The 26628-nt window shown below is 43.0% G+C and carries 29 protein-coding genes; 15 read left to right on the top strand and 14 right to left on the bottom strand.

Annotated features, from left to right (window positions below):
• The first annotated feature begins 80 nt into the window (after positions 1-80).
• Entirely contained in the window at positions 81-515 is a 435-nt protein-coding gene (locus AAAA78_RS09605; protein ID WP_340591762.1) for a hypothetical protein, read from the top strand.
• On the opposite strand, the gene AAAA78_RS09600 is transcribed toward AAAA78_RS09605, so the two are convergent.
• Complete coding sequence (locus tag AAAA78_RS09600; protein ID WP_340591760.1) at positions 509-1162, bottom strand: hypothetical protein; 654 nt, start codon at positions 1160-1162, stop codon at positions 509-511. The genes AAAA78_RS09605 and AAAA78_RS09600 overlap by 7 nt on opposite strands.
• Before the next feature lie 62 nt (positions 1163-1224).
• On the opposite strand from AAAA78_RS09600, the gene AAAA78_RS09595 reads away from it, so the two are divergent.
• Positions 1225-4152: a M28 family peptidase gene (locus AAAA78_RS09595; protein WP_340591759.1), complete on the top strand. Its 2928-nt coding sequence runs from the start codon at positions 1225-1227 to the stop codon at positions 4150-4152.
• On the opposite strand, the gene AAAA78_RS09590 is transcribed toward AAAA78_RS09595, so the two are convergent.
• A complete protein-coding gene (locus AAAA78_RS09590; protein ID WP_340591758.1) occupies positions 4153-4593 on the bottom strand; it encodes a metalloproteinase domain-containing protein in 441 nt (146 codons plus the stop codon).
• A 160-nt stretch (positions 4594-4753) separates the two neighbouring features.
• Positions 4754-5452 carry a hypothetical protein gene (locus tag AAAA78_RS09585; RefSeq protein WP_340591756.1) on the bottom strand — a complete coding sequence of 233 codons (699 nt, stop codon included), beginning with the start codon at positions 5450-5452 and terminating at the stop codon, positions 4754-4756.
• A 151-nt stretch (positions 5453-5603) separates the two neighbouring features.
• On the opposite strand from AAAA78_RS09585, the gene AAAA78_RS09580 reads away from it, so the two are divergent.
• From AAAA78_RS09580 to AAAA78_RS09550, 7 genes are all read left to right on the top strand, one after another.
• On the top strand, positions 5604-6002 hold the full coding sequence (locus AAAA78_RS09580) for a hypothetical protein (protein ID WP_295902856.1): 399 nt from the start codon (positions 5604-5606) through the stop codon (positions 6000-6002).
• A 44-nt stretch (positions 6003-6046) separates the two neighbouring features.
• Positions 6047-6931: an alpha/beta hydrolase gene (locus tag AAAA78_RS09575; protein WP_340591755.1), complete on the top strand. Its 885-nt coding sequence runs from the start codon at positions 6047-6049 to the stop codon at positions 6929-6931.
• Positions 6932-6934: 3 nt separating this feature from the next.
• Positions 6935-7246 carry a KH domain-containing protein gene (locus tag AAAA78_RS09570; protein ID WP_295902851.1) on the top strand — a complete coding sequence of 104 codons (312 nt, stop codon included), beginning with the start codon at positions 6935-6937 and terminating at the stop codon, positions 7244-7246.
• A 62-nt stretch (positions 7247-7308) separates the two neighbouring features.
• The gene (locus AAAA78_RS09565; RefSeq protein ID WP_340591753.1) at positions 7309-8226 is read left to right on the top strand and encodes a hypothetical protein; all 918 of its coding nucleotides are present in this window, start codon (positions 7309-7311) and stop codon (positions 8224-8226) included.
• A 111-nt stretch (positions 8227-8337) separates the two neighbouring features.
• Positions 8338-8973 carry a GNAT family N-acetyltransferase gene (locus AAAA78_RS09560; protein WP_340591751.1) on the top strand — a complete coding sequence of 212 codons (636 nt, stop codon included), beginning with the start codon at positions 8338-8340 and terminating at the stop codon, positions 8971-8973.
• Between the two features lie 66 nt (positions 8974-9039).
• Positions 9040-9669, top strand: coding sequence for an FMN-binding negative transcriptional regulator (locus AAAA78_RS09555; protein ID WP_340591750.1), 630 nt, complete (start codon positions 9040-9042; stop codon positions 9667-9669).
• Between the two features lie 130 nt (positions 9670-9799).
• Positions 9800-10093: a hypothetical protein gene (locus AAAA78_RS09550; RefSeq protein ID WP_340591749.1), complete on the top strand. Its 294-nt coding sequence runs from the start codon at positions 9800-9802 to the stop codon at positions 10091-10093.
• On the opposite strand, the gene AAAA78_RS09545 is transcribed toward AAAA78_RS09550, so the two are convergent.
• The gene (locus AAAA78_RS09545; RefSeq protein ID WP_340591747.1) at positions 10094-10474 is read right to left on the bottom strand and encodes a hypothetical protein; all 381 of its coding nucleotides are present in this window, start codon (positions 10472-10474) and stop codon (positions 10094-10096) included.
• 172 nt (positions 10475-10646) lie between these two features.
• Between AAAA78_RS09545 and AAAA78_RS09540 the strand changes: the two genes are divergently transcribed.
• Positions 10647-11027, top strand: a complete 381-nt coding sequence (locus AAAA78_RS09540) for a hypothetical protein (protein WP_340591746.1) — start codon at positions 10647-10649, stop codon at positions 11025-11027.
• Between the two features lie 153 nt (positions 11028-11180).
• Here the strand turns inward: AAAA78_RS09540 and AAAA78_RS09535 are convergent, their stop codons facing one another.
• The 8 genes from AAAA78_RS09535 to AAAA78_RS09500 all read right to left on the bottom strand — a co-directional run bounded on the left by AAAA78_RS09535 (position 11181) and on the right by AAAA78_RS09500 (position 21663).
• Positions 11181-12863: a hypothetical protein gene (locus tag AAAA78_RS09535; RefSeq protein ID WP_340591745.1), complete on the bottom strand. Its 1683-nt coding sequence runs from the start codon at positions 12861-12863 to the stop codon at positions 11181-11183.
• Positions 12842-15187, bottom strand: coding sequence for a hypothetical protein (locus tag AAAA78_RS09530; RefSeq protein ID WP_340591744.1), 2346 nt, complete (start codon positions 15185-15187; stop codon positions 12842-12844). The genes AAAA78_RS09535 and AAAA78_RS09530 overlap by 22 nt, the downstream gene beginning before the upstream one ends.
• 230 nt (positions 15188-15417) lie before the next feature.
• Entirely contained in the window at positions 15418-15798 is a 381-nt protein-coding gene (locus AAAA78_RS09525; protein WP_340591742.1) for a hypothetical protein, read from the bottom strand.
• A 3-nt stretch (positions 15799-15801) separates the two neighbouring features.
• The gene (locus AAAA78_RS09520) at positions 15802-16956 is read right to left on the bottom strand and encodes an outer membrane protein assembly factor BamB family protein (protein WP_340591741.1); all 1155 of its coding nucleotides are present in this window, start codon (positions 16954-16956) and stop codon (positions 15802-15804) included.
• A gap of 12 nt (positions 16957-16968) precedes the next feature.
• The gene (locus AAAA78_RS09515; RefSeq protein WP_340591739.1) at positions 16969-17775 is read right to left on the bottom strand and encodes a tetratricopeptide repeat protein; all 807 of its coding nucleotides are present in this window, start codon (positions 17773-17775) and stop codon (positions 16969-16971) included.
• A 265-nt stretch (positions 17776-18040) separates the two neighbouring features.
• The gene (locus AAAA78_RS09510; RefSeq protein WP_340591738.1) at positions 18041-19156 is read right to left on the bottom strand and encodes a Glu/Leu/Phe/Val family dehydrogenase; all 1116 of its coding nucleotides are present in this window, start codon (positions 19154-19156) and stop codon (positions 18041-18043) included.
• Between the two features lie 144 nt (positions 19157-19300).
• Positions 19301-21076 (bottom strand): arginine--tRNA ligase, encoded by a 1776-nt coding sequence (gene argS, locus AAAA78_RS09505; protein WP_340591736.1) that lies wholly within the window; start codon positions 21074-21076, stop codon positions 19301-19303.
• The gene (locus tag AAAA78_RS09500; protein WP_340591734.1) at positions 21073-21663 is read right to left on the bottom strand and encodes a hypothetical protein; all 591 of its coding nucleotides are present in this window, start codon (positions 21661-21663) and stop codon (positions 21073-21075) included. The genes argS and AAAA78_RS09500 overlap by 4 nt, the downstream gene beginning before the upstream one ends.
• 382 nt (positions 21664-22045) lie before the next feature.
• Between AAAA78_RS09500 and AAAA78_RS09495 the strand changes: the two genes are divergently transcribed.
• On the top strand, positions 22046-22579 hold the full coding sequence (locus AAAA78_RS09495; protein ID WP_295902819.1) for a tyrosine-type recombinase/integrase: 534 nt from the start codon (positions 22046-22048) through the stop codon (positions 22577-22579).
• A gap of 60 nt (positions 22580-22639) precedes the next feature.
• Here the strand turns inward: AAAA78_RS09495 and AAAA78_RS09490 are convergent, their stop codons facing one another.
• The gene (locus AAAA78_RS09490) at positions 22640-22972 is read right to left on the bottom strand and encodes a hypothetical protein (RefSeq protein WP_340591732.1); all 333 of its coding nucleotides are present in this window, start codon (positions 22970-22972) and stop codon (positions 22640-22642) included.
• A 193-nt stretch (positions 22973-23165) separates the two neighbouring features.
• On the opposite strand from AAAA78_RS09490, the gene AAAA78_RS09485 reads away from it, so the two are divergent.
• The 4 genes from AAAA78_RS09485 to AAAA78_RS09470 are packed head-to-tail and all read left to right on the top strand — an operon-like array spanning position 23166 to position 26228.
• Complete coding sequence (locus tag AAAA78_RS09485; RefSeq protein ID WP_340591729.1) at positions 23166-23780, top strand: 2OG-Fe(II) oxygenase family protein; 615 nt, start codon at positions 23166-23168, stop codon at positions 23778-23780.
• A 3-nt stretch (positions 23781-23783) separates the two neighbouring features.
• Positions 23784-24533, top strand: a complete 750-nt coding sequence (locus AAAA78_RS09480; protein WP_340591728.1) for an ABC transporter ATP-binding protein — start codon at positions 23784-23786, stop codon at positions 24531-24533.
• Positions 24530-25285 (top strand): ABC transporter permease, encoded by a 756-nt coding sequence (locus AAAA78_RS09475; RefSeq protein ID WP_340591726.1) that lies wholly within the window; start codon positions 24530-24532, stop codon positions 25283-25285. Before AAAA78_RS09480 ends, AAAA78_RS09475 begins: the two co-directional genes overlap by 4 nt.
• 10 nt (positions 25286-25295) lie before the next feature.
• On the top strand, positions 25296-26228 hold the full coding sequence (locus tag AAAA78_RS09470) for an ABC transporter substrate-binding protein (protein ID WP_340591725.1): 933 nt from the start codon (positions 25296-25298) through the stop codon (positions 26226-26228).
• Here AAAA78_RS09470 and AAAA78_RS09465 read toward each other — a convergent pair.
• On the bottom strand, positions 26225-26620 hold the full coding sequence (locus tag AAAA78_RS09465) for a hypothetical protein (RefSeq protein ID WP_295906128.1): 396 nt from the start codon (positions 26618-26620) through the stop codon (positions 26225-26227). The genes AAAA78_RS09470 and AAAA78_RS09465 overlap by 4 nt on opposite strands.
• Between the last annotated feature and the right edge of the window lie 8 nt (positions 26621-26628).

Genomic DNA, 26628 nt, shown 5'->3' with positions numbered 1-26628 from the left:
AGTTTGGCATTGAATGCTTGCCCCGACCTTTGTGCTGTTATATTCCTTGGAACATATTTTACCAGTTCTTTGGGGGGATGATGAGAGTTTTATTTCTTTCATTCGTGATGATTTCTTTGGGCGCGACATCTTGGGCAGCTAACAACAACCCTTGGATGAGAACTTGCCGTATCGATCAAGGCCAATTCTGGGTTCTTAAAGGTGGTTCTGACGAGCTTTCCATGTGTTTATTCGGGGACGCTGGTATCGGAGCTGAGACTTTTTTCCTTTTTAAAACAAACGCGGGTCCTACAGAGGCCGTTCAAGCTTACAAAAATAGAAACTCTTCTTCGCCTCGCGGTGGAGTTTGTGGTGCTTTTGATGCGGAGCTTGTGACGGGCAAAGACACTCAAGGGCAGACTTTTAATATCTGCCGTTTTGAAGATGGTTCTTTGATTGAAGAAACCACATTGTGGTTGGGACCAGGCTCTGGCGCGAATGAAAATCTGGATCGCGCCCTTTCTAAGACTTACTGAGTTTTCGTTTCATCGTGGGGACGCAAAGAGTAGATACAAGAACTTGCGTCCTTAATCACGCCGTCTTCCAAGTGAAGATCTCTTTGTGTAAATCCTAATGTCACATGCGGATAAAAGGCTTCAGGATTGAAGTCTTCGGTTTTTCCACCTTTGGATGTGTAAAGCAAGTGCACGGCTTTGCGGATTTGGAAAAGACGGTCGGATTCAACAACGGCATAATATGTTGATTCGTCTTTACCGTGATCTTTAATGGAACCTTTTCCCACGCACAAAAGTTTGTAAGGCGCTTTCTGCAAACCCATTTCGCTTGCTAGAGCATTGATCTCTTTCATCGAAACTTTCTTTTGGATTTTCTTATATTCCGGCGGTGTGATGACTGTGATGTGAGCTTCTCCGCGATGTTGCAAAGACACGTGTTGAGTTTTTTCAACCTCCCCACGAAGTTTCTCAAACGCAGGGTAAGGAAGCTCTAAGGAAAGATATGATTTATTATTGTCTTTTTTAGAGTCCACTGAAGCAACACCACGACTGGGTGACGTCTTTAAATCTTTTTCAGAGTAGCTCAGTGAAGACAGTGCGTAGGGAGAAGTGCTTGCACAGGCTGTCAGTGAAAGGGAAATGATAATTCCATGAAACGTGCGCATCATATAGTTTCTTTTCCTTTGCTTGAGTTGACTTAGGAAAGCCCTCCTTTTAGGCTACACGCACTATGAAAAAAGTGAAAGTTCTTCTTACAGTTAGCTGCATTTTCCCTCTTATTTCTTCGTTAACTTCCTGTCAATTTAAGGAAGCCAAGCCCACAAAATCTCCCTCTGAGACTCCGGTTTCCTCTGGTGCTTTCTCGAGCGAAAAGAACGCTCTTGTGGGAGAAGCCCGCCAACTGACTTTCATAGGTCCAAAGTCGGGTGAGGGGTATTTCAGTCCAGACGGTAAGAAGATGATTTTCCAAAGCGAACGCGAACCAGGAAATCCCTTCTATCAGATGTTCGTGATCGATCTAGTGACGGGTGAAAGCACGCGCGTTTCTCCAGGCATAGGAAAAACAACGTGTGGCTGGATTCATCCATCGATGAAGAAGGTTCTTTATTCTTCAACACACTTAGACCCAGAAACAAAAAAGAAAACAGCCGAAGAATACGAAAACCGCAAGAAGGCTGTGAAGGCTCGCTACTCTTGGAGCTTTGATGAGAACTACGATATTTTCTCTTCCGACCTGCATGGTAAAAATATTCAGCGCCTAACCAAAGAAAAAGGTTACGATGCCGAAGGTTCCTACTCTCCCGATGGTCAATGGATTGCCTTTGCTTCAAATCGTGCGGGCTACACAGAAAAATTAGAAGGCGAAGATAAGAAATTCTTTGAACAAGATCCTTCGTACATGATGGATATCTACATCATGAAGGCTGACGGCACTCAAGTAAAACGCCTGACGACTTCAAAAGGTTATGATGGCGGTCCGTTCTTTAGCGCTGACGGCAAGAAAATCACATGGCGTCGTTTCTCACCAAATGGCGCGACGGCAGAAATCTACACGATGAACGTGGATGGCTCAGACCAAAAACAAATCACGCAATTAAAATCCATGTCTTGGGCGCCGTTCTTTCATCCGTCAGGTGATTATATCATCTTTGGGTCCAGTGTTCTTGGTTACTCCAACTTTGAACTTTTCATTGTGGACGCCAAAGGCACAAAGGCGCCAGTACGTGTGACATTTGATGATGGCTTTGATGGTCTTCCGGTATTCACGCCCGATGGCAACAGCCTTTCGTGGACTCACCGAAATGAAAAAGGCGAATCACAAATCATGATCGCAAAGTGGGACGATGTCTTAGCCAGAAAACTTCTAGATCTTCCTGCACAAGATCCGGCTGCGGGTTCTTTATCTCCAGAAATTAAAGTGGATGACGTAAAGAAATGGGTTTACTATTTGGCCTCTTCTGAATTCCAAGGACGTGGCACGGGTTCAGGTGAAGAAAAGATTTATACAGAAAAGCTCGCACAACTCCTTAAATCTTGGGGGCTTGAAGGGGCGGGTCCTAATGGCTCTTTCTTTCAGACCTTCGAATTCACTTCAGGTGTGGAGCTAGGACCTCAGAATTCACTTGAAGTCGTTGGTTCTTATCAAAAGAAATACGAAGTTTCTAAAGACTTCGAGCCGATTTCATTCTCAAAAACGGGTGAGTTTAGAGAGGCTCCAATCGTGTTTGCAGGTTATGGAATCAAAGCTCCGGCAAGCGACAAAGAGACTGAATACAATTCCTACAAAGGTCTTGATGTTAAAGGCAAATGGGTTTTGGTTCTCAATGACCTTCCTGCAGACGTTTCATCTCAACGCCGTCATTATTTAAATTTGTATTCTCGTCTGCAACATAAGGTGACTGTCGCAAGAAATGAAGGCGCGATTGGGATTCTTGTCGCAAATGGAGTTGAAAGCGGTCTGCCAGAGAAATTTGGACAGATTAAGTTTGAAGGTTCACTTTCAGAAAGCACATTGGCAGTAATCCGCCTTTCGACAAATGCAGCCACAGACCTTGTGAAATACGCGGGTCACAATCTAGGGGCTCTACAAAAGAAACTCGACCGCGGAGAAATTCTTGAAGGCATCACAATTCCTTCAGCGTATCTGAAGGCCAAAGTCGATTTGCATTTTAAAAAATCTCAAGGCACGAATGTCTTGGCGAAGCTTGCTGTGAAAGGCGCGACTTCATCTGTGATGATTGGCGCCCATGGCGACCACTTAGGTCACGGACAATTTGGAAGCAGCCTTGCTCGCGGCGCTGAAATGGGTCGCTCGCACTTTGGTGCTGACGACAATGCTTCAGGTGTCTCTGGCGTGATGGAGCTTGCTCACTATTATGCAGATCTACAAAAGAATTCTCCCCACAAATTGCAAAAGGATCTGTACTTCGCTGTGTGGTCTGGTGAAGAGCTTGGCAACCTGGGTTCATCTCATTTCACTAAAAATATGGTGAAACATAATATCTCGTCTTACATCAACATGGACATGATCGGTCGCCTCAACGGCCGAGTCTTCGTTCAAGGATTGGGTTCTGGAGACACATGGTCGCAGTTAGCCGAAGAAGTGGGAATTCGCACAGCAGTTCCGATGATCGTGCAAGAAGATCCTTATTTGCCAACAGACTCTATGTCGTTCTATATGGCGGGCGTTCCTACGGCGAATTTCTTTACGGGCTCTCATGGTGAATATCACACGCCTCGCGATACAGCCGATCTTGTCAACTATGAAGGGGTTGTTAAAGTTCTTAAGGCAGTTCGGGGCTTCACGGATCTTTTAAGCGATTCTAAAGTGCCTATGGTGAAGTACGTGAAAGTCGCTAGCTCACAAAACAAACTCGAAGGCCGCACATTCCGTGTGTACTTGGGAACTATTCCTGATTATTCGCAAGAAGGTGTGAAAGGTGTTCGCGTAACGGGAGCATCAAAAGAAAGTCCGGCTGAAAAAGCCGGCATTAAAGAAAAAGATATTATCGTTGAGTTTGACGGAACTAAGATCGAAAACCTTTACGATTACGTTTACACTCTTCAATCGGTGAAACCTAACAAGGAAACCGTGATGAAGGTGCTTCGTGACGGCAAAGTGATCGATCTTAAGATCACGCCTAAGCTTAAAGAATAACTAGTCACCACGTGAAACAAGGACGCTGCGGATAATATCTACGGCGTTCTTTTGCGCATCTAAAAGCACTGTGAACTGAATGCCTGTTTCTCCCATAGGGCGGTAAGAAATAAACAGTGTGCAGTCCGCTGATTTTTCGTCCTGTTGAACTTGGCATTTTGTATCAACATTTGAAATCGGGCTTTCTAGATTTTCGATATCACGACCTTCTTCAAGGCGTTTTAAAATTTCATCATTGTACGCTTTTATTTTTCCTAAGATGTCTGAAAGTCTTTCGCTGTCGTGAACGTCACCTGACATTCTAATAGAGTCGGCATTGTTCTCTAAAAGAGTGTAAGCCTGCTCTTGAAGTTTTTGATCATTCAAAGAGTCAAAGGCTGAAGCCTGAGCTTGAGCGGCAAATAAAAAAGGAAGAGCCAAAACGATCAAAGATTTACGCATAAAAAACCTCCAAAAATATTAAAATATTAACAAGGCGGGGAGGTGCAGGTTCTATACCCCTCCCAGAGGCTTTATATGCGAAATGAGCTGTTAGAGACTAGACAGCAACGCCCCTTTTGTCACAGGGGTGTTGCTCGTAAAATTTAATGATCTCACCTGTTTAGGGAACAAATTTGATCTGTGGACAGCGCTTTTTTAGAAAAGTCGCTAACTCCTGATCCGTGACAGTCAGACGCACATCTCCTGTTGAAGTAAGTTCGAAGATGTTACCGTTATACACTTTGCATGTCTTGCCATTTTCATCTGTAAAGACGGAGGTCGCCTTCATGTTCTCTGTTGGAGCTCGACCCATCGTGAATCCCGCATCCAAAATTAAACCCTTGTAGTTTTTAATTTCAACGCCCCCGCGATTATTGGGGTTCACACTCGAAGCCACTGTGACTTTCGCATCCGAGATTTCTGCGATCTCTGCTGTTTCATAATCGAAATGATAAACGTGTCCGTCGACCGCCGTAACTTCCAGGCGACGAGTTTCACTATTCCATTTGAACTGTGGGATTACGTTACGGTGTGGGAAAAGAAAGAACTCACGAGCTCCGGTTGTCTCAGAGATGGAGCCGTCACCGTATGAGTTAAACACCATGAAGTTGCCATCTTTTGAAAAAAGATAATCGCGATAAACTAGACCTGACGTTTTAAAACTGTGAACAGATACGAAACATTCTCCATTTCCCGTAGGGCGCATTTGTACTTGAATGCTGCCGCCTCTTTCAACTTTATTCTGGCAAACAGGATCTTGAGCGAATGCTGACGTAATCCCAACAAATGATAGGATAAAAGCGGTTTTCAGTAGTTTCATTTTCACCTCGTTCTTTAAGCTCACCTTACGTGAAATCGGCTGTCAGCCTGTATTGCACGACATCATCAAAATAACCAAATCTGGACTCGCACTTTTTTAACCATTCGTGATTCTATAGTTGTCTACTCAGTGAATGTAGCGAGGCCTCTTCATGTCTTCTTTCGTCGAAGAATTTAAAAAATACCAAAAACAAGAGCGAATCCTGACGGCAGCGATCGTTTTAGTTTCTGTGCTGGCGCCGGTGTCTTTCACGGCTTTGATGAATAACAAGATTCATTGGGTTTTACCCTACGTGGTTGCCGTTGCAATTTTATCTGCGGCTTTGTGGCTTCATTTCGTACGCAATAATGTTTCTGAAAAACTTTTGCGTAAATATGAAACTTTGGATGTCGGATCTGTGTTGGCGAAAAAACTGACGCCAAAAAATCCGCGCCGTTTTGTGATCACTAACAGAGGTTACAATCACTTCTATCTAAAATGTCTTAACACCGGCGAACAAGTGCTGGTGTCTAAAGACAGAGTCCAAGAAGATTTCGATATTGCAAATTGATTTTTCAAAAGCCTCAAGGGACTCTGCTAGCAGAGGAGGAGGCTATGAAGATCTTTTCATGTATTCTGCTCCTTCTGTGCGTTTCAGTGTCTTCCGGAGCAAATGAACCTGACGAAGTATCTCAAGATGAAGTTTCAATAGAGCGGCAAAAATACACTTGCGGGACCGAAAAACTGCAAGGTGTGAAATTTAATTTTTGCTATCGCAATCAAGAAGCCACCAATAACAACGACATTGTCTATTTCTTCCATGGGCTGAATGGTTCGGAAGACACCTGGTTTACACAATGTCTGGGGACTTTGATGATTCAACGGTGGTGGCAGTTTAAAGGCTATAAGCCGCGGATCGTGGGAATTTCTTTTGGACCGTCTTGGCTTTTGGTGAACAACAAACGTTTTCCGATTCTGCCACTTTTCGCAAAAGGCATTATCCCATTAATGGAAAAGAAAATGGGCGGACTGAATGGCGGGCGCCGGCACATCATCGGTCAATCCATGGGTGGATTTAATGGAGCTGAAATCGCTCTGCAATATCCAGAGATGTTTTCTCGCGTGGCTTTGCTTTGTCCTGCGATCACGGCCGTGGGGCCATACTCTTCAAACCAAGAGATAGATAATTATATCTATCGCACGCATGCGATTCCGAAACTTGTGCGCAAAATGCTTTCGATTTCTCGATCCATTTTTCTTAATCAAAAAGATTGGGAGAATCACGACCCCATCCGACTTCTGAAAAACTTTAAAGGAAAAAAGAAGCCTAAATTTTATGTCTCTATTGGGCTTTGGGACAGCTATGGATTTCAAGAAGGCGCTGAAGAGTTCTCAGCCTTGGCCAGTGCCATGGATTTCTTTTCAAGTTGGGTTCCCGTTCCAGGACCGCATTGCAATTTCAACCGCCGAGCCACAGCTAATTTCATCATGGGAGATTAAAGTATGAATGATATGGAAGCCTACAAATATGAAGAACGTAAAGAGAAAGGCTCTGACATAGATCAAGAGGCTTACCGTGAAGAGATTCGTCTATTGGTGGAGCACATCGTTCGCTTGCTTGTCGATCAACCGGAAACTGTGACTGTGACAACCTATGTGGGTCCAAAAACCACGGTTTATCGTGTGAATTGCGCTAAAGAAAACCTTGGGCAAGTCATTGGAACCCAAGGAAAAACAATCATGGGATTGCGGGCCGTTGTGCATGCGATGACAGCCCGCACTGGGATAAGATCGATTGTGGAGATTCCTGTTTAATCAGTAATTTGTCTTATTTCAAATAACAGTGCTAGCGTAAGCTCTCTTAAAAGGGAGAGCTTATGAAACTGATTTTATTTTCATTACTTGTAACGTGTGCTTTCTTAACGGCGTGCTCAGACAGTGGCAGCAAGAGCAAAAACAATCCAGGTCTTTATACTTTCTCAAAAGATTTCCAACCCTCACATAAACCGACCAACGCGGCTCCGATGAGTTACTTGAAAGATGTGATGGTCTCCATCAAAGATTCAAATTTATATATTCCAGGAGATGCCGCTTTCTTTAACGTGATTGCGGAGGGCTCTGACTTAAAACAAATTTGGGATGGAAGTCCAGAGCGCCAAGAGGCGTTTAAAAAACTAAATAGCGAAGGGCTGCGCTTTGTAAATGAAATCAGAACAACGTGCACCATCAACGACGCCCGTAAAACAGAAAGCGGCGACGTCCGTCAGGGTTCTACTAAAACTCAAAGCATCACAATGTCGACAAGTGGAAACACGTGCCCATTTCTTGTTAGTAAAACGGACTCCAATGCTACGACTTATGATTTGATTAAACTAGATCAAACCGCGCAATCTGTTCAGGTTGTGATGAGAATGGAAGGTACAAATTCCGAATCTCGCGAAGTTCGCAGTCAGCGTGTTTCTGATTTATCAGGACTCCGCTCTTTTGCAATCGACCTGCGCTTCAGTGGCAATGCCGATGTGATACAAACGGAGACGACACAAACAATGAAAATGCGCATTGAAGGCAGCGGCTCTTTGATGTTGACTTTATCCAACGGCGACACTGTTCGTGGTCCTCTTTCCATGGAGGCGGTAGGTACTGAGCAAGGCATGGAGTCGAGATTCCTGTTTGAAGGTCAGTCCAATCAAGGGGCGATTCGTGTGGTTGTAATTACAAAAGCCAATCAAGCGCCGGAGATTTATCTGAACGGAGAGAAACTCGACGCAGGTGCTTTCGGTGTAATTCCGTTTTAAAATGGGCTTTTCCCATTTCGTTTTCAATTACACCTCAATTCCTTTTCACTTAAAGCCCTTTTTTGAGGGCGCCTTGTCTTGCTCGCAAAGCCCTTTTAAAAAATAAGGGCTATGCGCAGTGAGTTTGAAGTCTATAACGACAAAAACGATACCTATTATTCCTTCCGACCTTTGTCTTTTGAAAAAGACTTTGCGATTTATTCTAAATGGATGAATCAGCCATATATTGCGCAGTGGTGGGGGCTTAATAAATCTCGCGAGGATTTAGCAAAGAAGCTTCTTTCTGAACTCGAAGATGCTCATCAGGAACTTTACATTGGTATGATCGATGGAAAGCCCGTGAGTTACTGGGAGAAATATTGGCTTAAAGAGGATGTTTTAAGTCAGTACATCAAAACCGAGCCTTACGATCAGGGTTTGCATTTCTTAATTGGCGAAACAGATTATCTGGGGCGCACTCACACGTCGGCTTCGATTGCGGCTTTCACAAAAATGGTTTTTGAAGATCCGCGCACGCAAAATCTGATCGGCGAACCCGACGTTCGTAATGTTAAAGTTCTACGTTATGCCAAAGACAATTGCTTTGAAAAACGCGAAGTTGTCGTGCTTCCTGAAAGAACATCTGTGATCACGGTCTGTCAGCGCGAGAAGTTTTTTGAGAAGTTTTCTAGGCAAATCGGTCAACTGTATAAAACGACCTCTTCCATTTTCCAGCCTCAAGAAATGCATCTAGGAACTGGTCTATAAAATTTTATTGAACTGGTTGTTCTTTTTCTAAAGAGTTTATGTAGACTCAAAGACGAAGGAGCCACCATGTACATTCCGAAATATTCCCAAGTACAAGATCTTAAACTGATTAAGTCTTTCATCGAAGACTACAGCTTTGGCACTTTAATCAATACGTCCTCCGAGGGCGTGACTGCAAACCACTATCCTTTTCTTGTCGATCAAGAAGGGGAGAAGCTGGTGTTCTGGACTCACCTGGCTTTGGGAAATCCTCAGTGGAAACAGCTCTCTCAAAGTTTAAAAGCCACAGTGGTTTTTACGGGGCCTCATGCTTATGTTTCACCGGTTTATTATAAAGATCCATTGAATGTTCCTACTTGGAACTATACGGCCGTTCATGCGTCTTGTGATTGCGAAGTAATTAAAGATGCAACGACAGTCCAAGGGCTGATGAATCGTTTGGTGAATCATTATGAAGCCAAAAATGGCACGAACTGGAATTACGATTTGCCGCAAGATTTTCATGAAGGTCTTTTAAAAGCCATTGTTTGGATCAAATTAAGCGCAACTTCAGTGGACGCTAAATTCAAGCTCAGTCAAAACCGCGATAAGGATGACTATCAGGGTGTCATTGAGGAGTTTTCAAAGCGCACATCAGAAAATGACCGTGAGCTTTTGAAATACATGAAGCTCACAACTCCAGAAAAGTTTAAATAAGCTGTTCACCGTTTGTGAACAAATGGCTATCTCTTGATCCCGCGAGGAAAAGAATAGCGTCCCGCGATTAATTTAAGAAATTCAGAAACTCCTTTGATATACGTTTTGCGAATTTAGCAAAGGAGTTTTTATGAAATCATTCATCGTCTTTATAATGTTACTTACGTCTTTCCAAATTCAAGCGGCACCAGCGAAGTACTGCAAAGCCCGCAAAAAAACAGCGCAGAAAATCGAGCAAATGCGTATTGTCGATTTGCCTTTTAAAACTGTGCAAGGCGAAGTCGTTAAAGCTTTGATTTCGGATAAGTGTATAAGATCTCGTCTGGATGACGAAGAGATTCTGACTCTTTCCGAAATGCTTTTATCGCCTGAATATACAGAAGATTCTGCGAATCAAATCATTGGCGAATTTTTAGCTCAATAATTAATCCGCACACGGTGGTCCAGGTCGTGATTGTGGGGGAGCAGGGGGAAAGATCGTTCTGACGTTTAAAACAGCGTCACAACGGTCGTAGTTTAACGAAGTCACTCCCATGTAAACCAGGTAATGAACCGGCCTGAGAGCACCGTTATTTTCGATCATAAAGACATCGTACTCAAAGGTTCGAGCAATTCCAGGTGTTTTGCTGAGATTTGTGCTAATCAGATTCGCTTCAAGATTAAAAGGCTGATAATCATGCAAAGTCTTTCGCGTGGATTCAACAATCTCTAAAGCTTGTTGTTTGCAGTTGTCTTCTAAAAGGCCTGCGTTTGCTGAGATAGAAAAAGATAAAATACAGACTGAAAGAGCTGCCAAGTTTTTCATAAATCCTCCGCGGGATACGCAGTTAAAATCGAATAAAAAAACCGGTCAACTTCGCCAGAAAAAATACATAAGAGACGGGGAGAGACTCACTATCCCCTTTTTCTTTCAAACTTCTAACGAACGTTGGAAGAGAGATGTGATAGGTTTCTGCGTTTTAAGGAGAATAGAATCTATGAAAGCCCCATATCTTTTCGTTATGCTGAGTTTTATCGTGGTAGCAAGTGTATCGAAAGCCTCTTTCAATCGAGCGGAATCAGTGATTCGCTTATCAAAAGAATACAAATCCCATGAAGAAAGTTACACAAAACACGGTGGCTCATTTGTATGTTCTGATTTTCAAGAATATGGATCCATAGACCTTAAGCCAACATTATCAAACTATAAAATGGTGGCGAAATCGATCGTAGCAATCTGTGTAGCAAATCCAAATGATGGACTGGATCCTATTTCAGAACGTTTGCTTGCAACGGTGATCGTGACAACAGATCCATCGTGGAAAGAAACTTGGAAGTTGAATTCCTTTGATATCGTAACGCCGCCACAACCAGATTAAGTGGCTAAAACAGGTTCAGGGGAAGGTCTACATATTCTTCTGATAAGTTATATTATGTAACGTATAGTATATGTCTTTTCTGGATATATTCGATCTGAGGCTTTAAAAGGCTCCAAATCCATCGATTTAGAGCCTGCATTTTTGATTCAATTCTTAGAATACTTTTGAGCAACTCATCGCTTTTAAATTCACTTCCGTCATTTGTTTCAGGAACTCATGACCTTCGCGATTGTATCTTTCTCTAAGGCCTTCATTATTGGCATCTGCCGCCGTAGACCAGTTCGTGAAATTAATCCCGGTTTTATCAGAGATTTCTTTTACGAAATTAGCAAATGAATATTCATTGGTAAATGATCCTTCTTTGTATTTAACAACTTCATCTGGGAATACCAACAATGGCGCCAAAAGTTCGATTTCATTGCTGTACATAGATGGCACGTTTGGAATCATTCGGCGTGAATCCATTTTAACTACCAAAAGACCACCGTATGGAACCGAAACGTTTTCTCCTTTAACTTGTTTTGTTACGTTTTGACCCATGAATCTGTAAGCGATATTTGGATCGTATGTAAATGAGATAAAGCTCGACGCCACAGGACTTCTTGCATGAGCCGTCATCTGATCTGTGATCTTTGTCGATCTGATATTTTCACCGTGAACTTTAAATCCAATATCTCCATTTTTTTCGCGGTTTGTAGATAGAGATCTCAAACGACGCGTATAACTTCCTTGGTTTTTAGTTAAAACTGTCGACATAAATCCATAAACTTCGCCATTCGCAGTTTGTTTGCGTTGGATTTTATCCGTATCGTATTTCAAACCACGGAATGCGACCGTTGATTTTGAAGCATCTGGATGCTCGATGGCTTCAAGCCAGATTTTCCATGTATTTGCTTCTACGGGCTCCATCACAGACCAAGGTAGATAAGCTTCAAGCATTTGACGAACGCCTTTACGGTCATTCTTTAAGATCAAATCATCAAGCTTGTCTTGCATAGCTTCCATTTTATCAAGCGCACCCGTCTCAGATTTCCATTTATCCAAGGCCTTTTGTTGTTTGCGCGCGTGTTGAGCGGCCGCTTCATCAAGAGCTGCAGATTTAGCTTTTAATTCTTCACGAATATCTTGAACGACATTTGAACTAAGACCCATTTCTTGAAGAATGTTTTGTTTTACAGAAACATTTTCTAAAAGATCCGCCTGCAAAGTATTCCAACGAGCTTTCGCTGTCGGACTGCCTTCGCGAACATTTGTGATAAGTTCCGCAATCGCATGCGGAGATTCCACTTCAGCACGAAGTTTTTCATTCATGGTGCCTTCAAAGATGCTGGATTGAGTGCCCCAATAATTTGAAGTCGAAGTGAGCATTCTTGCCAAAGCCAAATCTTTCACAAGAAGTTTTGGATTCTGAAGAGCCGTTTCATCATAACGAATACGGAAAATCAGACCTTTTTCCGTGTATTCTGGAATGATTTCCGTATGAGTCTCTGTCGCCACAAGGCTTACTTTTTCAGCCACGGCTTTGGACGTCTTACGAAGATCTGTTGAATAAGGCGACGGCTGAGTTTCAGCAACGATTTTTCCAATAACATCTGCTTCGACATTGAACGGTGCTTTTGCAGTACCAGACGCTTGAGTCGCATTGGCTGCCTGCGCCCCCGTCATTCCACTTTTAAGTGGTTGAGATGGAGTCGTCTTAGCATTGTTTAAAATCTGCGTTGCTGCTGACATGATCTTATCAAAAAGACCCGCGTGCGCCGGTACCGCTTGCATTGTTACAGCCAGGACCACCGCCAAACAAGGAAGAGTTCTTTTTACAAAAGGACGGCTTCGCATCTCATACCTCCAGCAAACTCAGTGACTTCGCGGAAACGAACGCCACCATTTTTATCGATTTCTTTAGTTAAACCTAATTTCTTAAGAATTTTATTTTCGTAGTGGTTTGCAAGAACTCGTTTTGAGTTCGAGTTAAAGAACACCGCTTGACGAGTTTTTTCCGCATCGAAAGTCACCATTTCAATGCTGAGTTCTTTACCCATCACAGATTGGATTTTAGAAAGTTCCGCAGCATACACTTTATTAGCATCAGCTGCAGACATGTTTCCTGCCATCACTTGCAACTTCAAAGCTTTCTTAGGATTCCAAGTGCCATTCAAAAGTTCTTCGCCACCAACGATCGCAAAGCTCACTCCAGAAATCTTTTTAGAGATCAATTCCAAAGCACCAGAATATTTCTCAAGCTTATCCATCAAAAGCTGACGATCAAAAGAAGGTTCTGCTTTAATTAAAGCTTCCAACTCAGCATCCGTTTTTAAGCCTTTGCGAAGAGCCAATTGAGTTAATTGCAATTTCGAAGTGACGTCGCGAGATGCTCTTAATGAATCAATTTTATGATACATTGCTTTAACTGCGCCTTCAGCCGAGATCATTTCAACATTTGAAACCGGAGCTTTGATTCCGTTATTCACAAACAAGCTCTCTAAAAGCTTTAGTTGACCGTTCTTGCGTTTTCCAGAGTCCGCCGCAGCCACTGCCAGTGTCTCATGCTCAGAGCCAACAACGTCTGAGACAAGAAGATATGGTTGGAAGCTGACTTTAGGACCGAGGTTTTCTTTTAAGTAACCCGTCTCAAGTTCAACAACGTCGATCTTGTTGCTCCATTTATCAAACCACTTTTTAGTTTCATCAAACGGAGACGTCACTTGCCCCAAAGTCTGACCTGTTTTTACGAAATCCGTACCGTAAGAAGGTTTTTCAAGATCAAACAATTTGCCATCTTGGGTGTAAGTCTTAGAGGGAGCAACCACGTCCCCGACTTTTAGACCTTTTCCGATAATTCCACCAGCAGTTCCGATATAAACCACTTTGTCGTGGCCGGAATTCTTGATAGCGCGAGCGACAGGAACAACTTCATCTCCCCACATATTAGAGATAAATCTCCAGCGCACGATGCGACCGTCTTTTGTTTCTAAAAGAACATCTGAAATGTCATGACTTGGCTGTTCTGAAGTTACGATTTCATAACTAGAAGCCATTGGATTTTGCATTTTTTCAAACTCTGTTTTCACAACAGGAGCTTTTGTTGTTACAGAGAAATAAGTTCCTGTCTCAGTCACACGTTGAGAAAGTTTTTGAATTTGTGATTTCTCAGGACCGACAACGGATTTAATATCTGGTTGAACTTGAGCCATCATACCAGCCATTGCAATTACGTTGCCGATCGCAGACTTTTGACCAATCACAACCATGTCTGCTTTTGGAAGAGTTTTAAATAGCTCCACAAGACGTTGTTCTTGCTGTCTGTGAACGGCATTGGCATTTCCATACACACGAACAAAATCACTCTTTAAAGCCACTTTGTTTTCGTATTTCAAAATACGCAATTGAGCGATCAAGTGTTTCACTCGGTCATCGCCAGAAATACGCGTAAACGCATAAGAATATTCTTTTGTGCGAGCATCATAGACCAAATAAATTTTATTGTAGTTCGCAGAACGAGTTTTTACTTCCGCAACGACTTCTCGGTCTTCTTGAGACACTCTTTGACGGAAGTCGCGCTCAGTACCCATGTGGAATTCAATCGCTTTACCAGTGATCGCTGCATCCCAGAAAAGTGCGCGAGTTGTTTTTTCAGAAATATATCGTTCAGCATCTAGCAAAATAGCTTTGCCATCCACATTGGGAATGGATCTTTTGTTGTAAGTCACAGGCTCGTTGTTTAAACCAGAAACAGAAGCTTCACGTTTTAAAGTGATCGGATCAGCCTTAAAGCCTTCCATTAATTTTTTACGGAAGAAGTTATAATTCCACTCGATATCTTTCAAAGTGAGGTTCTTAAATTCGGGGAATTTCTTATGTAACATGCGCAAGATCAATTCATTCCATTTATCTGGATTGTTGAGATCTTGTTGTGTGTATCGTTCTTTTGCGTAGTCTTCAGGTTCAATACGGCGAATGGCTTCAGCAGCCAATTTCTGATCGTGATCCATCAAATAATCCGCTAGACCATCTGAATAGAAATCCAAACGATCGACCGCCAAAAGATAATCCAATTGAGTCAATTGGGCTCTGTGTTCAGCCGTCATTTCAGCGCGAGCCGTGCCGCCCACTGCGCCTGTAGCGATTAAGAATGCCAGTACAAGAGTATAGATCTTACGCATAGAAAACACCTCATAGGTGTCCTATGCAAAGTCTGTGTGTCGGGTTAAGTATTTAAAATGGTTTGCTAATCTCAATCTGAGAAGGGGGCGAAATTCAAGATTTGTCACCCGCCTGTCAAGAGGGGAGACGGGTTTCGGGCTCCTGCCCTCAACCCCTTCGGGGCTTACGCGCAAAAATACCATACTGGTATTTTTGTCTCACAATGAGACCCGACTCCCCGTCTGATTTTTTATTCGAAAGTCCACTCTTTAAAGCCCGCTTTTAAAGCGGCTTCGAGGTCTTTGCGATCGATTTCATAGACGTTGTTATTGCCTGTTGGAGAACCACAAAGCTGGATTCGCATCATTCCATCGTTTTTATTTGCAGAGGAATAAACCTGAATCCCTTTCAGTTGTTTTTGCATTTCTGCAACAGGGATGGCCTTACCTTGACCACATTGAAGAGATCCATCGGGTTTATAAACTTTCACACGATCCGTTGCTGCTGATTTAGTCACAGGAACCTCACTTGTTACGGCTGTTTTTTCCGCCCCTTTTTGCGTCCTGCAATTGCCATGAGTGCAAGCACCCAAAACGAACACAAGAGGTAAAGTCATAAGCAGCTTTTTCATCTCTTACTCCTTAAAATAAGGTGTTTTAATCCAACCCGCGTTGATCGCGAAAAGGTTGGCTTCGCCTGAAATGAAATACACGCGACCAGCTTTTTCATCCACCTGAGGAGCTGAAAGAATGCCCCGACCAGGTTCCATCGCGCCCAGTTCCGCCCCAGAGTTTGGATCTAGGAATTTTAATTTCCCCTGAGACTCCCCAAACACCAGCGAACCTTTGTAAGCTTTTACTTGAGTAGCAATACCTTCTTTAAGTTTATAGCTCCAAACTTTATCGCCATTGGCTTTTTTCAAAGCCCAGACTTCACCATTGGTCGTAGGATAAATGATTTTGTCTCCAATCATAGTGACAGCACTATAACCGCCGCCATCAATACGCCAGATCACTTCGCCTTTATCTAAAGACACGCAATAAAGTTTATCATCATAGCCTGCGATATAAATTTGATTTCCATCAATCACAGGAGTTGCATCGATATCACGGAAACGTTTGTTGCGATTCAGTTGTAATTCCCAAACCACAGCGCCTGTCTTCGCATTCAAAGCCACCAAAGATCCGTCAGAGAATCCGACATACAAAGTGCCGTTATGAAACGCCGCTTGGCTGCCACCGCGAATTGAAAACTGCGATGTGTCCTGACGGGAATACAACCACAATTGACGTCCCGTCGCCGCATCAAGCGCGTAAAACACGTTGTTGCCCGCTAAGAAATAAACCACGCCTTCTTCAAGCAAAGGTGCGGAAAGATTTTCGGCCTTCGTTGGAAAACTCCACTGAATTTGACCGGAGCTGGATTCAACAGAATAAAAATTCCCGTCGCTCGCACCTACGAACAAACGATCACGAATGGATGTAGCACTGGGCTCAACACCATTTGGAATCGCCAAACGCCATTTCTGACGGCCATTTTCTTTTTCGTAAGCGACGATGCCATCAAGACCATTGCCTTGAATGACCAGATCATTCACCAAAAGAGGTGTCATGCGATTGATTTTACGAAAGCCTAGATTGTCTTTAACAGTCGTCTGACGAACCCACGCCGTTTTAACTTCGTATTCTCTTTTGCTGTTATTTTTTGAACTCCATTGCTCAAGAGTGCGATCCACTGTCACACATCCTGCCAAAGCCAGCACCAGAGATCCGAGAAGAATCGACTTCATGAAGTCCCCTGACTAAAGATTCTTTTTCGCTTTTAACAAACGCAAATATTTTTGAGCTTCACGAGAAGCCGCGAAATCTGTTGTGCCTTGATCGTCTTTTTTGCCGATCTCAGTGTAGATTTCTTCTGCTTTTGCCAAGTCATTCATAGATTCAAAGCAAAGACCCATGCGAAGTTTCGCTTCATCATGAGCAAAGGCCAAAGCTTTATTGTTTGTCAAAGTTTGCCATTTTTCAATCGCCGCTTTGCAATCGCTCTTATCTGCCAAAGCATTTCCCATCTGCATAAGAACAAGACCTGTCAGCACGTCTTTCTTATCAAGACCTTTTTCTACTTTCGCCAACGTCGCAAGCGCTTCGTCGTTCTTTTTGTAGTTCATGTAGATTTCGCTCAAATTCAAAGCCGCCATTTGAGCTGCTTTTGTATCTGGAGCTTGATTGATGAAAGCTTCAAAGCCCGTGATTTCCGTACCATAGTCTTTTTGCATGTCACCAGAAGCTTTTTTAGAAGGATCTACGGCTGGAACATTCTTTTTATCTTTAGACTGAGCAGCCATCACTTCAGCGCGAGCCGCTTCTTCAAAACCACGTTTTTTCTCACTATAGGCTTTCTCAAGAAGGAAGTATTTCTCTTGCTGAGAAACTTCTTTTTTCTCAGTCATGTAGTTCATGATCGAAGCACCAGCGCCGATCACGATAAAAACGGCAATGGCTGTGATAACCATTTTGGAATGTCCCGTTGTCCAAACAAAACCTTTTCTAAGGGTTTGTGTCACTTGATCCGGAGATTTCAACTCATCTTTTGTAAACTTAGTGCTCAAGATATTCCTCGCTGTTAATAAATACTTACACGAAGAAAGATTGTTCTTTGGTCGAGGTGGGATGTCAATAGAGTGCTTTATACAGCTGAGACAATGATGCGAGGTGCCTCCGTCCATGAGAAGGCTGTTTCCTGGCCATCGTGGCCAGGAAAGAAGAGTATGGCCCGAGGTTTATAAGTACTTTGCTCTGTCGGCCACGAAGGCCGTCAGAAAGACTGCTCACGGATGGCCACACTAAGTGCCTCCGAGAGCAGCTGAACGAAGACTAACGGTTATGTACTTCTTTAAGCGTCGTAAACGCGCGAGAAGATTTACCTGGGTGACGTTGTTTCAAGCGACCAATTGTGTTGATGCGCTCTTCAGCCAAACGGTCCGCAGCTGTGTGAGTTCCGATATTGTCGCGTTTTGCAACTTCGTAAACTTTCAAGATATTGTCGTAAACGCGTTTTGTTTTCTCAAAGGCGCGCTCTGGAGAGTAACCTTCAAGTTCAACGAATACGTTCATCAAACCACCGGCATTGATCACGTAGTCTGGAGCGTAAAGGATGCCCAATTCTTTCAATTGGTCACCGTGACGTGCTTCAGCAAGGACGTTGTTCGCGCCACCAGCGATCACTTTTGTTTTAAACTTTGTGATTGTTTGATCGTTTACGATCGCACCCAATGCACATGGAGCCAAGATATCGCACTCAGTGAAAAGGATTTCATCAGGTGAAACCGCTTTTGCAGAGTAAGCTTCCGCCACGTTTTTCGTGCGGTTCATATCGATATCAGCCACTGTGATCACAGCACCTTCTTCTTTAAGGTACTTCACAAGGTTAGAACCTACGTTTCCAAGACCTTGAACGGCGATTCTCATGCCTTTCAAAGAATCAGTTCCGAATTTTTCTTTTGCAGAGGCTTTAATCCCCATCAAAACACCATGTGCTGTGTAGGGAGATGGGTCACCAGATCCACCGAAATCCTTAGGGATACCTGTCACCCAAGGAGTTTCCATGTAGATGTGCTCCATATCTTGAACAGAAGTGCCCACGTCTTCAGCCGTGATGTATTTACCATTCAAAGAGTTTACGAATTGACCGAATGCACGGAACAATCCTTCTGATTTTTGAGTTTTTGGATCGCCGATGATAACAGCTTTACCACCACCCAAGTTCAAACCAGAAGCCGCCGCTTTATAAGTCATCCCTTTAGACAAACGAAGAACGTCGACAAGAGCTTCATCTTCATTCTTGTAGTTCCACATACGGGTACCACCCAAAGCAGGTCCCAAAGAAGTGTTATGAATAGCGATGATCGCTTTCAGTCCGACATGAGGGTCGTTACAGAATACAACTTGCTCATGGTCTCCATGCTTAGAAATAAGCTCAAAAGTTCCCAATGTAGGCTCCTTCGTAATTTAAATTGCGAGGAGATCATGGTTCCATTTGAGTAAAAAGACTAGTGATAATGCGGTCCGGCAGGACGCAGTGCTGAAGTGTCGGGACACTTCAGCTGGAGCAGTATTTTTCTTTGCTTTATTTTTCTACATTTTCTCTGGAGCCGGCATTCCTAAAACAGCCAGACCTTGTTTGAGAGTGATACCGACAGCAGAACTCAAAGCCAGACGTGCTTCGCGAATCGCTTCATCTTTTTCTGTTCCAATCGGACACTCATGATAGAAGACGTTAAATTTTTTCGCGAGTTCATACAAATAAGTGCAGATCGCAGCTGGTTTATAATTTTCTGCTGCTTGTGCAACTGAAGAGTTAAATCCAAACAACGCCTGCATCAACTGACGTTCTGAAGCGTGAGTCAGAAGTCCCCAGTTCACATCTTTTTGTGTACGCGGGAACTTTCTGCCAAGACTTGAAATACGCGCGTAAGAGTACTGAACAAAAGGTCCAGACTCCCCATCCAGTTTTAGCCACTCATTCATATCAAAAACGATTTTCTTATTCGTATCGATACGAAGCATGCCGTAAAAGATCGCCCCTTTCGCCACTTGTCCAGCGATGGTGTTGATATCTTCTTTCGTCCATTCATTTTCATAACGACTTAAGTAAGTCGTCTTCACGTGATCCTCCATGCGGTGAACAAGTTCAGTTAAAGGCACGATATTGCCTTTACGAGAACTCATCGCTCCATCGGGAAGTTCCACATAATTATATTGAAGGTGGAAGCAGTTCTTTGCTTGTTCAAAGCCTAAGATTTCAAGAACGCGGAAGACTTGTTTAAAGTGCAAAGCCTGGCGCATATCTACGATGTAAACGCTTTTTTCGATGTGCACGTCTTCAAATTTATGTTTTGCGAGCAACAAATCTTTCGTCGCGTAAAGTCCTGTGCCATCGGATTTTAAAAGCATGCAGAATCCAAGATTTTCAGATTCTAAATTCTTTCCGATAGCGCCTTCAGACATTTCAAGTTTTCCCTGAGCGTAGAGTTCTTTCACCCACGCCGCAGACGGAGAATCCATGTCTGATTCAAAATACCATTCATCAAAAGTCACATCGGCCCATTTATAGACCTTTTTCATCAATTCAATAGACCACTCGCGAGTCTCTTTCCAAAGATCGAAGTAAGGTCCTTTTTTTGATTCCAATTGATGAAGAATGTCTGTCAGTTCCTGGCGATTGATCGCCTCTTGCGGAGTGCCGTTTTGATCTTCCAAAAGCAGATTGGCTTTAGAATACATACGCCCCAGCCACTCCCCTTTTCCTGTCTCAGGAACTGGCTCTTGGTTGTGCTTTTTCATATACCAAAGACATTTCGCCACGTGAGTTCCCATATCACCAGGGAATGTAGAAGCCACAATTTCACGGCCTGCGTATCTTTGCATGCGAACGATCGCATCTCCCAAACAAAGATTTCTCATATGACCCACGTGAAGCTCTTTGTGAGTGTTTGGTTGAGAATACTCAATCATTGTCTTTGGAGATTTTTCGACAAGCTGTTTTTTAAAGAAACCGCCGCTTAATATATCACTTAAAACAAGTTTTCCGTGAAGTTCAGCAGCCACAGTGATGTTCACATACGGACCTGCGGCAACAGCCTTAATATCGGATGTATTTTTAGCAGCAATGCCGTTGGCGATTTCTTTTGCCACGTCGGCTGGCGATTTTTTCAAAGATTTTGAAAGCAAAAAGCAGCCAAAAGCGAGATCACCCAATTCTGATTGCGGAGGCAATACAAGAGCTTTGTAAATTTCGATTTCCAAAGCTTCACGTGATAAAACATGCGGCACAACGTCCGGATAAACAGAAGAAACAACTTCAAAGATGGTTTGCGTGACTAAAAGTCGAATGGTGTCGTGTTTAATCATAGACCTTTCCAAAACCAGAAAACGGCTGCCCAAGAGATACTAATAAGAAGGATGACTATACTCATCTTCTTGTGAAAATTCAGGTCTTTTTTAAGCTTCTTAAGCTCTCCTTCAAGTCCTGCGCGTTCATCCACCAAAATCTGCAATTTCTGAGAGAAATTTCCCATGTTTTCAAGGCGTTCTTGGCGTTCGTTTTCCAACTCCTTCAAAGCCTTTTGATGCAAAACCTGCGGATTTGTACTGATAAAATATTGAGGCGTTAAACCTGGGATTTTCTCCCGCAAAGCCAAATACCATTGAAGAGCCCGCCAAATATGCGGGGGAGCTTCATCGCCCTGCTTCGTCCAACGAGTCCAAGTGGACGGATCGACCAAAAGAAGTTGGGCCATTTTGCGTTGAGAAAGCCCTAAAGACCCCCGAATTTCTTCCAAATTTCCGATCTGATTTTGGATGACTGAAACCTGTGCTTCATAATGCATCCTTAAAGATGTCTTTGAACGAGGCCCTAAATCCCCCTCCAAAAAACCCCCGTCAAACGTGGCTTTTTCAAACCCTTCCTGACCTAGACCCTGAACGTCCATTTCCATTTAAACCCCATCTGGACTATTGTTTTTCACAACATTTATGTTGTTATTCACAATAAATAACGTTGTATAATACAGATATGATTCCAGAAGAGGTTTCCGGGCGTCAAGCTAAGTCATTGAAACTACAAAAGAATTCTTCCAGGTATACCCCAGGCACCCCATTTTCAAATCACACTAAAGCTTATAGTTATAAGCTTTAGTGTTAAGTATATGATTTTACTATGTATTTTATTTAGTGATTTCTGGTGGTTAGATCTTTATGCGCTGCACAATATTATGTCTAGGTGCATCTAAACAAAGTATTTCTATATATCAACACTTTGAATGCGCTGCGTCGCAAGATCCCCTTGTCAAAGGCACCTCGACTTCTGAATGATGGGTTATGGCCACGGCATCTCGGTATCAGCTTAATAAGAACAAATATCTTCTCGCGCCCGAAACGGAACGTTTGCGAAAAATTCTCGGGGATTTTCAAGATAAAGACCCACGCAATTGTTTGATGATTTGGGTGGCTTTGCGGACCGGGGCCCGTGCTCAAGAAGTTCTCAACATTCAACGCAGTGATTTGAACCCTTATGATGAAAGCATTTTTATCCGGGGTTTAAAGGGCTCCAATGATCGCGAGATTCCGGTTCATTCCGACCTTTTTAATCGACTTCATCGCTTCGCTGAACAGCAAGGCGGAACCTCGGTCTTTCCAATCTCTTACAATCGCCTCTATCAGGTCTGGGAAATGTATCGCCCCGTTCCAAAGAAGTTTCACGCTTTAAGACACACTTTCGCTATTGAGCTCTATCAAAAAACGAAGGATTTGCGCCTCGTTCAAGTGGCTTTGGGACACAGAAATATCACGAACACGATGGTCTATGCAGATTACGTCTACTCTCAACAAGAGCTTCGTAAACTCATTCTTTGACCAATAAAAAAGGCCCTCCGGATTCGGAAGGCCTTGGTGATTCAAAATTTAAACTTCTAATTAGTAGTCAGCAGAGTTGATTTCTGAAGCCAGACGCTCGAACTGTTTGCCTTCAGAAGCACGGTGACTGCGTTTTTCTTTTTTGAAAGCCAAAAGATCTTTTTTAGTAGGTGCATTGTAAGTAACACCTGAGTTTTCAACTACAACGATGCGCTCGCGAACTTGAGCGGCAGCAACTGCATCTCTCGCATCATCAAGATTGTGTTTCACCGTAGAGTGAAGTTCATTTTGAGCTTTCACGTTCTCAGAAATAAGAGCGTTAAAGTCAGAGATTTTCGCAAAGCTCATAGCAGGGATCATTGCGATAACTGTTACAAGTAATTGCTTTTTCATAATTCACTCCTTGGTAATGCCTTTACTTAAAGCAAAGGCGGTGCCACGCAGGAGTGCCTCTATTTCTATCTGACGGTGTTGCTTTGATGAAGGGGCTAACATCTGTCTAACAATTGACGTTCTGTTCTTGAATTGAGACACAATTGGCCCTATGTTGAGGATATCTCTAGAGTATTTGCGAAGGTGTCTCAAAATGATAAAGACCTTATTCCCCACTTTTATCTATTATTCTCCCCTGAAATCACGAGGCCTGGCGGAGCTCAATAAAGATTTAAAAATAGAAGCTCTAAAATTCGCAGAGATCGATGAGGAAGGTCAGGTTTGGTCGCGCAAAAACTATAAAGGCGGATACACCTCTTACGGATCAATTTCGTCTTTGCACAAAGTTTCCAGCACCTTTGAAGAGTTAGAAAAAGAAATCGATAAGCACGTTCGTAAATTCGTGAAGCATCTTGAAATGGACATCAATCCCAAAGAACTCAAGATGACCTCTTGCTGGGTGAACGTCATGCCGACGGACGTGATTCACACCATGCACTTGCATCCACTTTCCGTAATCAGCGGAACTTATTATGTTCAAACTCCGAAAAATTGTTCTTCCTTAAAATTTGAAGATCCGCGCATGGATTCCTTCATGGCGTCCCCGCCGCGCAAACACAACGCTAAAGACTATAACCAACGCTATTATTCGTTAGATCCTAAAGAAGGCCACGTGGTGCTCTTTGAGAGTTGGCTTCGTCACGAGGTCCCTAAGAACGATTCCAACAAAGAGCGTATCAGCATCAGCTTTAACTACGATTGGGTGTAATTGATGACAGAAGGACTTGGCATTCACATCAAGGATCTTGCAAAAAACTTCCCAAAGCGTGAAGTGATTAAAGATTTGAATCTTGATATTGAGCCCGGCTCTTTTGTTTCTATTGTCGGTCCTTCAGGTTGCGGTAAATCAACATTGTTAAGACTCATTGCAGGTCTAGAAAATCCGACAAGCGGGGAGGTGAGTCTCTCCCCTACCGCAAAAAGATCTTTTAGTTTTGTCTTTCAAGAGGCCAACCTACTTCCGTGGCGCTCTGTTTTTGAAAATGTCTTTCTACCATTTGAACTGAATTCTTCATTCAAAAATCTTTCTTATGAAGAAAAATCAAACCGTGTGATGGCCGCTCTTAAAAAAGTAAAACTGGAAGAATTCGCAAAACTTTTTCCCCATGAACTTTCTGGCGGTATGAAAATGCGTGTTTCTTTAGCCAGAGCCCTTGTCAGTTCTCCACGACTTTTGTTGATGGACGAACCTTTCGCAGCCCTGGATGAAACGACACGCTTTGAAATGCAAAATCAATTGTTAGAGTTGTGGAAAAACGAAAAGATGACCATCGTGTTTGTCACGCACTCATTGTTTGAATCCACTTACTTATCTGAGCGAATTATTATGTTAAAAGGAGCCGGTGCGAAAATCACTTTAGATCAAACATTGGATCTCCCGAAAAATCGCACAGAAGCTTTAAGAACCTCTGAAGACCTCAACCGTATCGTTAGATATCTTTCTGAAAGGCTGAAAGCATGAGACGTTTTCTTCCAGCCTTTATTAGTTTTGTCATCTTAACGGTGCTCTTAGAGTTCTGCGTGCGCCAGGGCGTGATTAGCGACACTTTGTTTTCTGCTCCTTCCACTGTGATTCAAACACTTCAAGAGTTAAAGGCAGACTTCCTAACAGCGTTTAAAGAAACTCTGATCAACGTGCTATTAGGTCTAGCGATCAGTATCGTAGCTGGAAGTCTCACAGCATTCTTATTTTCTCTTTCCGATCTTTTAAAAAGAGCGATCCTACCCTTTGCAATTTTCTTTCAGACTGTTCCTATTATCGCTATCGCTCCATTGCTTGTGATCTATTTTGGCTTCGGCGCTCCAACAGTGATCGCCTCAAGCTTTATTGTTTCTGTCTTTCCGATCATTGCAAACACGCTGATGGGTCTAGAGAGTGCTAGTGAATCACAAAGAGACCTCTTCCGTATTTATCACGCCAGCCGCATTCAAACTTTAATCAAACTTAAACTTCCCAGCGCTTATTCTTATATTTATTCAGGACTTAAAATTTCTGCAGGTCTTTCCATCATTGGTGCGATCGCAGGAGAATTTGTCGGGGGCGGAGGCTTAGGCGCTATGATTGACTCTGCACGCACGCAGCAAAGAGTGGACATCGTCTTTGGAGCGTTATTATTGTTATCCATTATGGGATTGTTATTTATGGGAGTTCTTGCAGGAGCTCACAAGATCATCACATGGCGACGCCCTTTTGCATCTTCATCTCAGGAATAAAGGATTTAAAATGAAAACATGGATTCTTTCTTTAGTTTTTCTTTTGGCTTCATCTGCTTTTGCGCAAAGCCCGACTCAAGTCACACTGGCTTTAAACTGGAAAGCCGAGCCTGAATTTGGCGGATTCTATGCGGCCGTTCTTCAAGGAATCTATAAAAAACACGGACTTGATGTAAAAATCTTAGAAGGCGGTTCAGGAACTCCGACGGTGCAAATGCTTGCGAATAACAAAGTTGAATTTGCGATCGTAAGTGCTGATGAAATCATTCTTTCTCAAGATAGAAATACGAAGAACAAGGTGAAAGGTCTTTTTGCCGTTTATCAAACAGCTCCCTACATCGTGATGACTCACGCTGAAAAGAACTTCAAATCACTCAAAGATGTTTTTGCCGGTGAAGGCATTCTTTCCATGCAGTCAGGTCTTCCCTATTATCAATTCCTGGTACAAAAGTTTGGGAAACCCAAAGTTAAAGTGGTTCCTTATACTGGCGGGGTAAGTAATTTCCTCAACAACAAAGACTTCTCTCAACAAGGTTTTATCACCACAGAACCCTTGAGTGCAGAAAAAGCCGGCGCGAAAGTGAAGAACTTCTTAATCGCCGACGAAGGCTTTAATCCATATCTTGTTGTGATTGGTGCAACGGAAGAGACTTTGAACAAGAAACCAGAACTGGCAAAAAAACTTGTCGCAGCTTCTCGTGAAGGTTGGGCTGCTTACTTGAAAGACCCCAAAGCTACGAATCAATACATGGCAACCCTGAACAAATCTTTAGACTTAGAGACATTTAATAAAGCAGCAGACGTGCAAAAGCCTTTGATCGAAACAAAAGAAACTTTGGGATCTATGACAGCGACTCGCTGGGAGACTTTGGTTCAGCAAATGAAAGATCTTAAGCTCATCAAGAGCACTCCGAAAGCCCAAGATCTTTTTGTGAATTACTAACGACGGCAGTTATCCAAAAATACGGTTCGTGGTTTCACCATGCTGTCCATGGTTTGAAAATCGCGAGCCGAGCCTTTACCCGTTTTATAATTGATCTGCACAGACTGCTTAGAGAAAACCATTCCCAAGCGTTTCTTTGAAGATTCCAAGTGCAAACCTTCATCATCGTTTTGTTTTACGACTTCATCTTTATCCACATTGATAAAAATCGAAGGAGTGTCTTTATACTGACCTTCAATAATTATGTTTCCACGATCCGTCAGCGAAACCTTGTACGTTTCAACAGAGGCCATAGTTGGCTTTAAAGACCCACGGCAAGTAACAACGACCTCATTTGCAAGCGCCTCTGTTGTGAACAGAATTAAGCTAAAAAAGGCGATTAAATTCATCATAACTTCCT

Source organism: Bdellovibrio sp. BCCA (assembly GCF_037996825.1).
Lineage (GTDB): Bacteria > Bdellovibrionota > Bdellovibrionia > Bdellovibrionales > Bdellovibrionaceae > Bdellovibrio.
The sequence above is the reverse complement of the archived record's forward strand: the minus strand, read 5'-3'. Positions and strand labels throughout refer to the sequence as shown.